The sequence below is a fragment of the Acinetobacter sp. TUM15071 genome, assembly GCF_008980925.1.
Lineage (GTDB): Bacteria > Pseudomonadota > Gammaproteobacteria > Pseudomonadales > Moraxellaceae > Acinetobacter > Acinetobacter dispersus.
In genome coordinates this window covers 143,667-160,129 of sequence record NZ_BKGB01000010.1, presented here as the reverse complement: position 1 = coordinate 160,129, position 16,463 = coordinate 143,667, and the positions used below count along the sequence as shown (strand labels likewise).

Annotated in this window: 5 protein-coding genes; all 5 read left to right on the top strand. The window is 39.7% G+C overall.

Annotated features, from left to right (window positions below; genetic code table 11):
- Positions 1-13: 13 nt before the first annotated feature.
- The 5 genes from GBI66_RS11510 to GBI66_RS11490 all read left to right on the top strand — a co-directional run bounded on the left by GBI66_RS11510 (position 14) and on the right by GBI66_RS11490 (position 16,324).
- Positions 14-2,701 carry a DUF11 domain-containing protein gene (locus tag GBI66_RS11510; protein WP_151716198.1) on the top strand — a complete coding sequence of 896 codons (2,688 nt, stop codon included), beginning with the start codon at positions 14-16 and terminating at the stop codon, positions 2,699-2,701.
- The gene (locus GBI66_RS11505; protein WP_151716197.1) at positions 2,688-6,683 is read left to right on the top strand and encodes a DUF11 domain-containing protein; all 3,996 of its coding nucleotides are present in this window, start codon (positions 2,688-2,690) and stop codon (positions 6,681-6,683) included. The genes GBI66_RS11510 and GBI66_RS11505 overlap by 14 nt, the downstream gene beginning before the upstream one ends.
- Before the next feature lie 233 nt (positions 6,684-6,916).
- Positions 6,917-7,411, top strand: a complete 495-nt coding sequence (locus tag GBI66_RS11500) for a hypothetical protein (protein ID WP_005187121.1) — start codon at positions 6,917-6,919, stop codon at positions 7,409-7,411.
- 38 nt (positions 7,412-7,449) lie between these two features.
- Positions 7,450-10,134: an NEW3 domain-containing protein gene (locus tag GBI66_RS11495; RefSeq protein ID WP_151716196.1), complete on the top strand. Its 2,685-nt coding sequence runs from the start codon at positions 7,450-7,452 to the stop codon at positions 10,132-10,134.
- Positions 10,135-10,264: 130 nt separating this feature from the next.
- Entirely contained in the window at positions 10,265-16,324 is a 6,060-nt protein-coding gene (locus GBI66_RS11490) for an SdrD B-like domain-containing protein (protein WP_151716195.1), read from the top strand.
- Positions 16,325-16,463: the final 139 nt, after the last annotated feature.

Sequence of the window (16,463 nt, the reverse complement as noted above, 5' to 3'; positions counted from 1 at the left end):
CGGATACTATAAGATGAATATAATCAATGCATTAAAAAATATCCGCAATAACATAATCGCTTTGGTGATTGTGCTCGTTACTTTATTGGGGATACATCAGTCAAGTTTTGCTGCAGTTCCGACGCGTCAAATCATCAGTAATATGGCCATCGGTGAATATACCGAAGAAGGTTCTACTGTGGTTCAGGTGAGCCGTTCTAATTTAGTCCAAACGACTATTCTCCCTGTTTATTCTGTTAATTTAACCGCAAACAACAGCAAAAATGTCGTCGCTGGCCAAACAGTATATTTTAACCATGTTTTGACTAATACGGGTAATGAGGTCGATCAATACAACTTTGCAGTGACAAATAATACGGGGGATAACTATGACTTTAGTAATCTCTCCGTATTTTTAGATAAAGATAATGATGGGGGACCTGATGGTGCAGCGATTAGTTCTTATTCTTTAGGTGCAGGTGAGTCTGTTGGCCTTATTGTGGCGGCGAATGTGCCGAGTGGGGCAACGGTTAATCAAAATGGGTTATTAACATTCACTGTAAATTCTTTAAATAATGCGACTGGGAATAAAACTAATACAGATACGGCAACCGTTACTAATCAGTCTGCTTTAGTTGTACGTAAAAAGTTTTCTCAAACTACTGTAGCAAATGGTGATGTCGTTACCGTTCGTTTGGATTATCAGAATTTAGGTAGCACAGCTACAGGTTCTGTAACATTAACAGATGCACTTGACTCCAGTTTGGTATATCAACCCAACAGTGGTGAAAACTGGAATGGTGCAACGGTTAATCCGAACACAGGCAGCAATGATCCAGCAGGGATTAATTACAGTGTCACATCGAATACTGTAACTGCTGTGATTAGTTCAATTGCGGCAAATGCGACGGGTTATGTCGAGTTCAAAGTTAAAGTAAATAAAACAACTGCTGGTGCAATCAACAATACTGTTAATTTTCAATATGATCATGACAATAATGCAGCAACAGCAACCATTTCTGATCTAAGTAATATTGCTGTACTGAATGTTGCTCCAATTTATGCTGTCAAAATTAATGGCAGTGTGAGTGATGTAAATAATAGTACTACGGTTATTTCGACTTCTGTAGCACAGGGTGGACAACTTACTTTTAATAACTATGTTTGGAATACAGGTAATAGTACTGATCGATTTAATTTAATCTCGACAGCAAGTACTTTCCCTACGGGCAGTCAAATTGAATTTTATCGTGCGGATGGGGTAACGCCATTATTGGATAGTAATGGCGATGGTATTCCTGATACGGGATTATTATCGGCAGGCGCTAATTTACCTATCGTTGTTAAAGTGCGTTTACCGAGTAGTTATGCGGTAACCGCTGATACTACATTTGAAGTTTCGCCTCAAGCCCAGTCTTTAGGTGATCTGACAAAAACTAGTTTGATTAAAGATCAAGGTAATTTACTTGCCACAACCGTAGCGCGTTTAGTTGATTTAACCAATAGTCCAGAAAACAATGGATTAGGTAATGGAAATATTGATAACGCTGGTAATCCATGGAAAACCGTTACTGTATCAACGAGTATCAATCCTGTCGCGGGTGGGCAAGCTATATTTCCATTAAAAGTCAGTCATACAGGTATAGGAACTGAATATTTACTTAGTGCAAATGCAAGCAGTGATTTTACGAGCTTAATTTTGCCCAATGGTGTAAATCGCGTTCGTTTTTATATTTCTGCAAATGGTTCAAATTGTACTGTTTTAGGTAGTGAGACAGGTAAAACAATATATCTCAATAATGCTGAAAGTCAGTTGATTTGTGCTGTTGTTGACGTGGACCAGTTGAATAGTAGCCTGACTACACCGATCTATTTTCGTGTGCTGTCTACAAGTTATGTAAGTGGGAACAATAGTAGTAATCCAAGCCAAGATATTATTAAAAATGCGATTACGATTCAGAGTGTTAATTCAGTCGCTCAAGTAGAGTTTACGCCAAATTCACGTGGCCAGGTCTCACCACTAGGTACCGTTATTTATAGTCATCTATTAACCAATAATACTGACGTGGACTATACAGGGAACTATAGTTTTCTGACGAATAATGATCAGGTCGAATTTAATAGCACTCTATTTTATGACGTGAATGGCAATGGCGTTTTTGATGCTGGGGATTTGGCAATAAGAAGCTTAGCTGACTTACCTGGAGGTAAATTGGTGGCACATACTCAAGTGAAGTTATTGCTTCAAGTTAAAAATCTGGTTGCGAATAATCTTGCTCAAGCGAATAACAGCACGATTAATTTAACCAATAACAGCAATGGTCAGGTATTAGCATCTATTACAGATGTAACAACTGTACGTCAAACGCAACTCAAGCTAACTAAATTACAAGCACGTGACTTTGATTGTAATGGTACGGCTGATGAATCTTTTACAGCAAATAGTTTGAATATTGGCAAGCAAGCAAATGGTCAAGGCCAATGTGTGTTGTACAAGGTGATTTTAACAAATACCAGTGCAACAAGTTTGAGTAGTGCATTTACTTTTAGAGATATGACACCCGCCTATACAGTTTTATCTCAATCACCAATTTGTACAGCATGTAGTGGTATGACAGCACCAACAGTTGGGAATGCTGGAGCGGTTTCAGGGACATTAAATAGTGTGGCTGCAAATCAAAGTTACGAATTTAATTTTGGGGTGCGCTATGTTGGCCAGTAAGCAAAAAATGAAAAAAAATATTTCTAAAGGTCGTTTGGTAAATCAGACAGTTACTCAGATGAAAACATGGATATTACTTCTTATAAGTTGTTTGTTATGCAGTCAAGTTGTCTTAGCTGCGCCTCCAACAATTGAGATTTTTTCAGGCTCGGGGTCTGGACAGGGGCCAACGACTTCTTCAGGTACGCACACATTCTTACTCAACAGAAATAACCCATCAGATAACACGGGTGAGACATATGCGCCTACAACAACAGTAAGCTATACCATTACTAACTCTGTCTACAACGCGACTCCATATACTTCTAATAGTAATCAATTTAATAAACCTGATTTTTTCATGGGCGGTGATACAAATAGTAGTAATGTAGTTGCTCCTGTAAATATCCTTCAACCACTGAATGGGTATGGTAATCCTGCTGATAATATGTTTGCTGCCTCTCTTCAAAATGCACCAACTGGTTGTACTAATGGTGCAGATTGTTTGAGCACAAATGGTGGGATCAGTGTGACCTCGAATAATGGTGTGGCTATGGAAATTACCACACGTGGATTAAATAGTTCGGGGATTTCAACCAACTCTAGAGTAAAAATGGGGACGATTGTTATTAGTTTTAATCGTCCTGTTACTAACCCAATATTACAAGCAAGTGCTTTAGGTGCTGAAACATCTACTGGACTGGGTTTTGGCGCTGAATTTACATTAACAAGTAGTAGCGTACCTGTAGTGATGAGCCGTATTGCAGGGAGTAAAGAGCTTACGGTTAGTGGGAATAATATTACAAATAATGCAACGACAATCAAAGCAGCCAGTGGGAATGGTGGTGCGAGCGGAAGTGTGTATATTAAAGGTAAGGGAATTACCTCATTAACTTTTGATGTATATGTTCGCGGCGATGGTCGTGGTTCAACATGGTCAACAACAGGGGCAGATGCCTTTTTCTTCGGTGTTTCGAGTATGGATGCCGATAGTGATATTTCTATTGTGAAAAGTCAACGTGTCGGGACTTCTGGAACTTTTGTACAAACTCAATTAAATAATGTTCCTATAAACTCGATTATGCAATATCAGCTGTTGATTAGTAATACTAAACCAACAAGTGCAACAGTTGGTGGCTCAGCCTATTTAGCTCCTTTCTCTGATGTAATTCCTTCTAATTTAAAGGCAGTCAGTCTTGTTGGAACCGCAACAACGACAGGTACTGGTACGACATGTTCACCAACATTGTCTGGTAATGATACGAATGGTTATACCTTAACGGGGACATTTAGTGGTGCAAGTTCGGCCACATGTACCATCGTGATTCAAGCAACTGCCAAAGTGGCAGGAACAATTACCAATACAGCAACGATTGAAGCAACTTCAACCGATTCAGCTACTACAAATGATAGCAGCTCTGTAAACGCGATTATCGTAGATCCAACGCCAGTAACGGCAGATACAGCTATTTTGGAAGCGCGCTTCAGCGTCACACCTAATTTACCTACTATTGTTCGTGGGCGAGTTGGTTCTCAGCTTATTGATATTAAAAATGAAGGACCTAACAATGCAACCAATGCAATCGCTACTTACGTTGCTGCGCCACAAACTGGTGTAACAGTCACAGGTGTTAGTGTAGTTGGGGGAGCAGCTTGTACTCAAAGTGGTAGTAACTGGACATGTCCGTTGGGAAGTGTGGCAAATGGAGCGACAAAACAATTATCAGTCAGCTATAGCACAACAACAGCTTCTTCATTAGGGACAGCACAGCAAGCGACAGTTAAGGTTTCCAGTGATGAGTTCAACCCAGGTAGTGGTGTTGGTGAGACCCTTTATAAAGTTTGGGGGACGAATCAACAAAATGAATATCGTAGAAATGGTGCATTCTGGGTCGGTTATGAGGGTACGGGGGGTACTGCTAAGGTTGGTGCTTACGCTGATGAGAGTTCATCAATTGTGAGTGCATGGCCTGCTAATCAAGCCAGCCCAACAGGTGGATATTTAATTTCTGGTAATAATGGCACGAGTGATTCAACGTATGGAGCATCAAGTACAAATGCTTCTGCAATGATTCAACGAATTATTACCAATATGAGCTCAGATGCAAATTCAACTGTACAGCTCAATTTAATTGATACGCCAGATATCGGTGATAACCGTCGAGCGTGGGAATTCACAACAGGGGTCTACATTGCCAACTCACAAGCGATAACGATGTGTATGGGTAATACCAGTATTGGTATTGATGATAGTGGCTATATTATGGTGGATGGTGTTGTTGTTAATAGCTCAAATAGCTATTTGAGTGGAGGTGTTTCTGCATCTACGTCTTCAGCCTTAACACCAGGTTATCACCGAATAACTTACCGTATCACCAACCGCAACACTTATTCTGGAGCGAGTGAGCGAGCTGCAGGTGGATATGGGGCGATTGGATTATCACTGAGTGGCAGTTGTACGACGGCAAACTATGATACTGCAACCAGCACTGGTATTCCCGTCAGTATTAATATTATTGATGGCGCAAGAATTAAGATTGCTAAAAATTCTGTAAATGGCACAGGTACATTTAACTATATTAATCTTTCCAACCTTGCAAACAGTACAACAGCAGTCACAACAGATGCTGTAACCACTGTTACAGCAGGAACAACAGCAATTTCAGCACAACAGTTATGGGCCCAAACCCTAAATGCGGATGTGTCGATCACTGAAAGTGCTTTGGCTGGGTATGTTTTATCAGGTGTAAGCTGTACAGATGCGAATAGTGCTGCAACAGGTAATACCGGAACTTTTTGGACACTTGTAAATAATATTGTGACGATCCCAGCTGCGCGAATTAAAGAAGGGGCCAACATTACCTGTACGTTTACAAATACCAAGCTTATTTATGTGGATATTACCGGACGAGTATTTGTTGATAATAGTGGGACAACGCTTGATGCAAGTAAAGCATACAACGCGATTCAAGATGCTGGAGAAGTTGGAATTGCGAATAGCACGATTCGTTTGAACAACTGTAGTACTACACAGTTGGCCTCAACTGTCACGAGTGCCAATGGTGATTATGCTTTCTCAATAGAGCAAAGTCAGCTGCCTTCATCTTTCTGTATCGTTCAGCAGAATTTACCTGAATATATTTCTGTGAGTGGCAGTAATGGATACACGCGCTCAACAGATACGATTACGTTAACAAAGACCAGTGCCACAAGTTATTCGGCAAATAACTTTGGAGACGTGATTGTAAATGTTGTATTGAATGAGGATGGGCAACATACAGCGATTGCTGGCGATGTGACAGATTATCCTCACCGTTTAACCACGCAAATTCCAGTACAACTGACTCAGCTATTGCAAACACAAACACAGCAGCCAAACTCTATTGCTGATCAGCCATGGCAAGCATTAATTTATCGTGACCTAAATTGTAATGGTCAGGTTGATATGGGAGAGGTTTTATTTAATCCAACTGTATCAAATTCTATTTTATTACAGCCAAGTGCTGATATTTGTTTAGTGCAACGCGTGCATGTGCCGAGCAATGTTGTTGCTGGAGCACAACATATCGGAACACTCCAAGCGGGTTATCAATTTAGCCTAACCAATCCGGCGCAGACCATTTCGGGGCAAACAGGTAAACGTCAGGATGTGACACTTATTGGCAGTGCCGGTTTGACGTTGACAAAAAAAGTCCGTGCAGTAGCCAGCTGTCCATCCACTTCAGCGGACCAAAATGTCTTTGTTACAAATAATCAGGCAAATAAACAAGATAATTTAGAGTATGAAATCACATATAAGAACAATAGTGTGAAGAAATTACAGAATGTCAAAATCAAGGATAGTTTACCAACTGGTACTAATTTTGGCAGTGTCAACTGTGTCATTACACCGAGTGGAAATACTTGTAATTCAAGCCGTTCTGGCGATTATCTTGAGTGGAATCTAACAGGGCTTTTAAATCCCTCTGCTTCAGGGACTTTAAGGTTTTGTGTGTCGCAGTAATCAGTAGTTAAGCACATATGTCAAAAAAAATACTGGTCCAGCATACTTTGATTAAAAAGTTGGTACAAAAGTTGCTAATGCTTGAACTGGTAGAAGTTTTTTTTACAAAAATGTGATTTTTTTCAACAAAAATACACGTAAATGATGTATTTTTGTAACCGTTGTTAGTTTCTTTGAAAAGCGCCCTAAGCAAAGTTCAAAGAACTCTGGAAATTAGTTTGGGAGCCAAAGAGATGCACTTAAAAAGTAAATGGAAAAAATACTTACTAGGGACGGCAACTTTATTTTTAGCTGTGAATGTTTTTGCTGAAACAAAAGCAGCTAAAGATCCTGTTTCAGTGGAGCTGAAAACTTACCTTATCAGTCTTAATTCTGAAGGTAAGCCAAATGCGAAGTTGGTGAATAAGGTAAAGCCAAACGATGTGATCGAGTATCGTGCAACGTATACAAATAATACATCGGGAAAAATTAAAAACTTGGCTGCTACGCTGCCAATACCAGTAGAAACGCTATTTTTGGCTAAGTCTGAGCCAGAAAATGCGCAAGCAAGTACAGACGGTACAAATTTTGCCCCGATGCCTTTAAAACGCAAAGAGGGTAATCAAATGGTGAACGTTCCACTGAAAGATTATCGTGCATTACGTTGGACGATTGCAGAACTTCCTGCTGGGAAATCTGTAACGGTTTCAGCCCAAACGCGTATTAACAGTGACAAAACCAAAAATTAAACAAACTGACATTGAATATCAACAGGGGTAAGTTCCAAATGTCAAATCAAACTCAACGTTTAAAACTAACGCAATTGGCAGCTTCAGTTGCATTAGTTGCGGGTGGTGCAGCTTTTCTTCCAACTGCACACGCTGCCGCTCCTAGCGCAGGCACTAACATTAGTAACATTGCATCTGCAAGCTATACTGATAGCAATGGTTCTAATAAAACTGTTACATCAAACGTAGTTACTACGACTGTACTGCAAGTGGCTAGTTTTACTTTGATCTCAGATCAAACCAAAACAGCTAACGCGAATGGTCAGGTATCTTTATCTCATACATTAACCAACACCGGTAATGGTAGTGATACTTTTAACGTGGCTGTCGCGAACAATGACACGCGTGACAACACGACAGATAATTTTGATTTCAGTGGTTTGAAAGTCTATCTTGACGCAAATAAAGATGGTATTCCAGACAGCCAAACTCCTGTTACTAGCATTACTTTGGCGGCTGGTGAATCTGTTAATTTAATCGTACAAGCGACAACAGCCAGTAACAACGTGACTGCTGGTGATCTTGGTAAGTTAACTGTTTCAGCAATTAGTGGTTTCGATACAAGCGTAACTGCCAAAAACGTTGATACTGTTAAAATTACCAATGGTGCTGTAATTAGCTTAGTAAAATCTGCAAGTGTTAGCAATGTAGATGCAACTTTATCAAACCCAACGGCACGTGAAGTTGAATATAGCTTAGTTTACCAAAACACAGGTAATACAACGGCAACCAACGTTACCATTACAGACGTACTTCCAGCTGGCTTAACGTATGTTGCTGGTTCTGCGACAGTAAATGGTACTGCGGTTAATGATGGTACCGCTGATTCTGACGGCTATAGCTTCGCTTCAGGAACCACTACATTAGTTATTCCTACTGTTGTTGCAAACAGTAGTGGTGTGTTGAAATTTAAAGTTCGCGTAAATCAAAATACACCAGCTGGCACAATTACAAACATCGCTGAAGTAGATCCAGATGGTCCAGGTACTGAAGGTAAAACACCATCTAACCCGAATGATGTAACAGTATTAGGCGTTAAAAAAGGTACGATTAACGATAGTACGACCGATGCCTTTGCTGATGGACAAGCTTCTACAGCCCCAGCTGATGACGTGATTACCAAGTCAACAACACAAGGTACGCCAGTTACTTTTGGTATTACAGCGGGTGGCGGTGAGCCAATCGTCGTACATAACACAGGTAATGTAACAGAAGCATTTAACATTACAGTGAATAAAAACTCTTTACCTGCTGGTAGCATTGTTGAATTATTCAAAGCTGATGGTGTAACACCATTAACTGATACCAATGGTGATGGCATTGCGGATACTGGTCCAGTTGCAAGTGGTGCTGCTTACCAAGTTGTTGCTAAGGTAACTCTGCCTTCTGGCTATTCTTCAACGACACCAATTAGCACGATCCTAACATCAACACCTGTTACTAATTCTACTGGTACCGATACCATCACTTTAGTGATTGATAAAGTTGTTGCGTCTACCGTTGACTTACATAATGGTGATGCGACTAACAGTACTGGTACCGTTGCAGGCGCATCTGGTAAGGATACTGGCCAATATATCGATACTAAGTCAACCAAGCCAGGTCAAGCGACTAATTTCCCATTAACTGTTGATAATAAAGGTGCAACTGGAGATAACTATAATTTATCTACTTCACCTGCATTACCAGCAGGTTGGACGGTTCAGTATTACTTAGCAGATGGTGCTGGTAATCCAACAGGTGCTCCAATTACCAATACTGGTAACATCCCAAGTGGTGGCAGTGTTCAATTGGTTGCAGTTGTAACTCCTCCTGCAAATGCTCCAGCTGGTGATCAAGAAGTTATCTTCAAAGTTACTTCTCCTGCAACAGGCTTAACAGACGTAATGTCTGATCGTGTAACTGTAGAAACGAATCGCAAACTTAGTCTGCAAAATGACCGTACTGGTCAAGTTGCACCGGGTGGTACGGTTGTTTACAAGCATACATTAACCAACAACGGTAACATCGTTGAGGGTGCTGCAGGTAGCTTGCCATTTACACTTACCAATGATCAGGCTGCAAATGGTTGGGTGACTAGCTTATTCGTTGATTTGAACAATGACGGTGTAGCTGATGCGAACGAATTGGTTACAGGTAATGATCTAGCAGCAGTATCAGGCACTATCGCTCGTGGTGCATCTGTAAACTTACTCATCAAAGTTCAAGCTCCAACAAATGCAACAGCTGGAACACCAAGTGCAGTCGTATTAACGATTAAACCAACAGTTGTTGGTGGTCAGTCGGTTGCTGATCTAGTGAACACAGACTTAACGACTGTTACAAGTGGTCAAGTACGTTTAGTGAAAGAGCAATCTTTAGCGAACTGTTCAACTGGTGCTGCTACAGGTTCATATACTCAAAATACCGTTTCTGCGAAGCCAGGCGAGTGTGTGAAGTATAAGATCACTGCGACTAACGAAGGTAATGCAGACGTAACAAATGTTGTGATCAGCGATGCTACACCTGCTTATACAACGTTAAAAGTCGTTGCAAGTGCCTCTCCAGTAGCAACAAATGCGACTTTAAGTACTTCAACTGCAGCGTTAACTGATGGTTCAACAGGAACTATTGCAGCAGAGAAAACACCTCTTGTGCCAAATACAAGTGCAGTGTTGGAGTTCGTAATCAAAGTAAATAATTAATATTCATCCAAAAATTTAGATTATTAGGAATGAATTAATTAAATGTGAGGACATTTGTGCTTTGCAGGTGTCCTCATACCATAATTTTTAATTTTATTTTTTAGACTATTTAGTTGAAGGGTAGAGCGCTGTGCTACAACAGAAGCAAATTCGAGCATGTCAAAACATGTCTTTCATGTTATCAACGCTGACAATATCTATATTGTCTGCGCAGTATAGTCATGCCGCGAATATTCCTGAAGTTGGTAGTACGATTCAAAACGTTGCTTATGCAACTTTTACCGCTGCAAATGGTAAAGAACAAAAATCGGTTTCAAATACTGTTGAAGTCAACGTTTCAGCATTATATGCTATTACTTTAACCACACCACCTGTGCTCGATACTGAGCCGAATGTAAGAGTGATATGGGCAAATACTTTATCGAATAATAGTAATGCACCAGTTAGTGTTCAGCTAGATGCAGTAACAATTAATGAATTAAACAATATAAAAATTTACATAGACACAAATAAAGATGGCCAGTTTGATACAACTGATCAGCAAGTCATGCAACCTGTATCTTTAAAAGTAGGACAGAGTGTTAATTTATGGGTCGTTGCCACCACAAATTCAAATCTAACTGAAGGCCAGCAATTTAACTTGCCGATTAAAGCAACGGTTATTGAAGATACCAATGCAACAGCAAATGCGATAGATAGTGCAATTAGCTATGGCGCGAAATTAGTTGCAACCAAAGAAGTCCAACAAAAAACCTTTGAGCCTTCAGTAAGTGCGAATTACGATTTAAATTACACATTAAATATTAGCAATCAAGGCAAAAAATCAGCTCGTCCTATTGATGTAATGGTAGATGGTCAAACACAGAAAATGGTGCTATTGGTCGATGAGTTACCACCGAATACCACATTCAAATCTGCTTTAGCAAAAAATGCGCAAGCTAAAATTTTATATAAGCTTGCAAATAATAGTTATAGTACGATCGCCCCAAGTGACGTAACACAGATCAACCAGCTTGTTGTTGGTTTTCCACAAATTGCCGCGAATACCTCTGAGCAAGTTGATCTTGTCGTCAGTATGAATCGCAATATTGCAAAAACCACTGTAAAAAATACCTATAAAGTTTCTTATGCAGTTACTGATAGCCAGAAAGATATCTTATCAAATGTAGCATCTACATTGGTTAGTGGCTCTGCTGATATTACAAATAACTCAAGTGATTTTAAGAGCATTTTAGCCACGGGTAGTGTCAATAAACCGCTGAATATTGAGGCTAAAAATGCAAGTTGTAATGCTGATCGCTATACGGCTGATCGTGTAAAAATTAGAATTAAATCAACAAAGACTGGTGATGTAGAAGAAGTTATTGGTGTCGAAACGGGTGTGAATACTGGTGTATTTCATTATACATTACCAACCACGTTATCAGACAAAGGCATTTCATTTGATGCAGTTTTACAAACGCTTAAACGCGATAAAGTTGATATTAGTTTAACGGATTGTTTGGATGGGCAAGGCCAATCTACAGCAACAATCACGGACATTAATACAAATGTATTGATGGATCCGTATGGCACTGTATTTGATGCTAAAACGGGTTTACCTGTGGCCGGAGCTACTGTTACTTTATTAGATCAAAATGGTCAGCCAATTGGCAGTAATGTTGCTTTTGAAATTGATACTCAAACTGGTGAGAAGACTTCTATACCCGCAACACAAGTGACCAATAGTGCAGGTGAATTTATTTATCCACTTGTCAAAGCAGGAACATATAGTTTTGTTGTCGATACCAAGACAATTCCGGGTAATACACGTTATACCTTTACCAGTGATCGTGATGTGTATCCAAGCTTTCCAGCAGACAAAGCAGTCGATTTAAAATGGTCATATGCGGGACAGTTTACATTAAATAATGGTGATCCAGCACTTAATATTGATATTCCAATCGACCCAGAAGTCGCAAATACCAGTTCATCTTTATTTGTTAAAAAAGCTGCTTCAAATAAGACGGCTGAGATTGGTGAATTTGAAGAATATACGGTTACTGTTGCAAATCGTGGGACTGCAGATTCGGCGAATGTCTCAATCACCGATACGCTTCCTCGAGGCTTTATTTATGTACAAGGTTCGATGCGTGTTGACGGTACCAAAGTTGAAGATCCATTAGGCGGCAAAGGTCCTTATTTAAAGCTTGGATTAGGCACGCTCACGCCAAATAAAGAAGTCAAAGTTCAATATCGTGTTTATATTGGCCCTAATGCGCTCAATGGTGATGGGATTAACCGTGTACGTGCCAAAGATGCGAAAGGTATCGAGTCAAATGAAGCTTCGGCAAAGGTAGAAGTAACACCTGGTGCAATGATTTCCGATGGTTTTATTGTAGGTAAAGTCTTCACAGACTGTAATGGAAATGGTGTTCAAGATGCTGGCGAAATAGGTGTTCCTGGTGTCCGTATCTATTTAGAGGATGGAAGCTATGTTATTACCGATAGTGAAGGTAAGTATGACTTCTATGGAATTAGTGCTAAAACACATGTTTTAAAAGTAGATCGGACTAGCTTACCTATTGGTTCTGAGTTGGTCTTAATTAGTAATCGTCAAGCAGGTGACCCAAATAGCCGTTTTGTTGATTTAAAACGTGGTGAGTTGCATCGAGCTGATTTTGCGATTGCTCAAGGTGAAGGGCAATGTTCAGAATCTCTAATTGAACGTGTGCTAGAGCGTAAAAAAAGCATTGAACAGGATAATACAAATTTAGAGCAAATATTACGTTCAGATTTAACAGCTGATCCAATTTTCTCTAAAGTCACTGATGTCCGAGGGCAGCCGTCGAGTGGGTGTATTTCAGCAGTTGGAGTTCAGGCGAACTGTAATCTTGATTTTTCAAAAGAACAAATCAAGGAAATTAAGCAAATACAATTTGAGCCTGAAAAATCGGGTGTACAGCCTTCTGTCGCTTTACCAAGTTCTTCAACTTTGGTATTGCCAAATGAAGTACCTGTAGATTCGGCTAATACTGCAAAAATGATTAATCTTGAAACAGCTTTAGAAGCAGCTGTAAATAATCAATTAGAAATTTTGAACCTTAAAGATGGGCAAGTATTGCCTTATCCTCAAACATCTATTCAGGTTAAAGGTGCGGCAGGTACTCAACTTGAACTGTGGGTAAATGAAACACGTGTGCCTGAAAAGCGTATCGGTAAACGTGCTGTATTACCGAATATGCAGGTTTCAGGTTTAGACTTTATTGGTGTGGACTTAAATGCAGGCCATAACACAATTGAAGTACGCCAAGTGGATATGATGGGGAACACACGTGACACTAAACGTATTCAAGTAATTGCACCAGACCAATTAGATAAACTGCAACTTGAGCCAAGTAAAACGATTCCGCAAGCGAATGGTCGTGATCGTTTTAATGTGAATTTAAAAATTGTGGACCGACATGGCACGCTGGTATCAAGTCGCACACCAATTACCTTAGACAGTTCAATTGGTAAAATTGATTTAGTTGATTTAGATCCAAAACAGCCGGGTATTCAAGTATTTGTTGAAGGTGGCACTTTACTTGTTCCAATTCAAGCACCAATTGAAGCGGGTGAAGGCACTCTATCTGTTGAAAGTGGTATCTTCCATTCAAGCACACCTATTCGTTTCTTACCTGATTTAAGACCAATCATTGCTGTGGGTATGGTTGAAGGTTCACTTAATTTTAAAAAGTTTGATCCTAAAGAACTGAGTGGTACCAATTCAAACGATGGTTTTGAAGAGGAATTAAATGAAATTTCAGCTTCAAAAGATGGTAAGCGTAATTTAACAGGTCGGGCTGCATTATTTTTGAAAGGTAAGGTCAAAGGTGAATATCTTCTGACACTTGCATATGATTCAGACAAAGATAAGAAGCAACGATTATTCCGTGATATTCGTCCTGATGAATATTATCCAGTCTATGGTGATTCTGCTGCCAAAGGCTTTGATGCTCAATCAACCAGCAAATTGTATATTCGTGTCGATAAAGGCCGTTCATATGCCATGTATGGTGATTACGTCACACGGACTGAAAATGATGAAGGTTTATCTTTAGGTCAATATAACCGTTCATTAACAGGTGTGCGTAGTACTGTCGAAATTGATAAATATAAAGTTACGGCATTTGCTGCACAGACAAATACACAACAAGTTGTTAATGAGCAACGAGCTATGGGGATTTCTGGTCCATATAGTTTAGGTGGTGTTAATGCTCAGGATGTACGTGAAAATAGTGAAAAAGTAGAAGTTATTACGCGTGATCGGAACAATTCAGGCTTAATTATTGCTCGTACAACCTTGGCCCGTTTTACTGATTATGAAGTCGATACGTTCAGTAATAGTATTTATCTCAAAGATCCAGTTCCAAGTGTTGATGCTGATTTAAATCCAGTATTCCTCCGCATCACGGTTGAATCTGATCAGGGCGGCGAAGAATATACTGTAGGTGGGGTATCTGGTTCTGTAAAAGTCACCGATAAAGTAAAAGTGGGGGCTTCTTATGTCAAGAGCAATAATCCACAGACTCAAGACCAGTTGGCGAGTGTCAATACGGTTGTTAAATTTGCCAATGATAAAGGTAAGTTAGTTGCTGAATTTGCTCGATCAGAGAATATTAATGATGGCTTGAACTCTAATATAGCATCTGATGCGACCGGTAAATTATCAGGTAATGCTGCGCGAGTTGAACTCAACTACGCTTATAAAGACTTGGAAATGAAGGTTTATCATAATCAAGCAGATACTGGTTTTTATAATACTGCAGCACCCATTACAGCGGGCCGTAAAGAAAGTGGAATTAAAGGGCGGGTACAACTCAATAAAATTGGTTTAGCGAAGTTAGAAGCGATTCGTACTGAAGATCAATTAAGTGGCGTAAACCAAGGTGTTTCAGCAAGTATTGAGCGTGCAATAAATCGTATTTTAGCTGTAGAGCTTGGTTTAAAATATTATGATGAACCATCGAATTCAGCAGCGCTAAATGCTACACAAATTGCGCCATATCACGGAGTAACTGTTCGATCTAAGTTAACCAGTCAACTTCCTTGGCAAGGTTCAAATGTATTTGCTGAATATGAACAAGACATTTCGGAAGCTGATCGCCGTGTTTTTGCACTGGGTGCAAATTATCAAATTAATTCAAAACTACGTGCCTATGGCCGCCATGAATTAGTTTCTAGTCTTAGCGGTCTTTATGATCTCAATAGTAATCAGCGACGCAATGTAACTGTATTTGGTCTTGATAGTAAATATAACAATAACGGCACAGCTTTTAGTGAATATCGTATTCGCGATAGTATTAGTGCACGAGAGGCTGAGGCAGCAATCGGTTTGCGTAATCGTTGGGAACTTGAAAAAGGTTTTTATGCGAATACAAGTTTTGAACAAACCAAGTCTTTATCAAGTGCAAATAATTTAAGTTCTGATAGTACGGCAGCATCTTTAGGCGTCGAATATTTAAAGAATCCAAACTGGAAAGCTGTTGCCCGTATTGAAGCACGTTGGTCAGATCAGTCTGATACGATTTTGAATAATTTAGGTGCTGCTTATAAATATTCAGATGATGTGACATTATTAGCAAAAAATGTCGTGAGCCTTACCGATAGCAAGAATGACAGTAGCGGTGACCGTTTAATAGATCGCTTCCAGTTAGGATTAGCTTATCGAGATACAGAGCACAATCGTTTTGATGCACTGGCCAAAGTTGAATATCGTTATGATGATAATAAAACAGATCTAAGTAACCCTTATCTTAAACATGTTTATATTTTCTCGAATCATTTGAACTATCATCCAACACGAGATCTTACGCTGTCGAGTCAATATGCTGTGAAAAATGTGGAAACCACATTCTCTGGTTTAGCATCTACGGGTATGACACATATGTTTAGCGCAAGAGCAATGTATGACATCAATGAAAGATGGGATGCTGGTGTACATACTGGCGTATTATGGTCCGATATGAGTTCTGGGCGTAGAGTTCTCGTTGGTGCTGAGCTTGGATACCTCGTTGCAGCAAACCTATGGTTGTCTGGTGGTTATAATTTCTCAGGTTATAAAGATGATGATTTGGTCGATAGTGACACTACCATTCAGGGTGCTTATGTTCGTTTCAGATTTAAATTTGATGAGAATTTATTCGCTAGTAATACAGCGTCAAGGTAGGCTTTAGGTCAATAAGCTGCTTTAACCTCATCTGGAAAGTTTGGCAAGCAAATGCTCACATACTTCACGAGGAAAATCCGTTTTATCCCTGACCAATGGGGGTCGAATAAAGTATGTATCGTATGAGCCAGCATTGTGC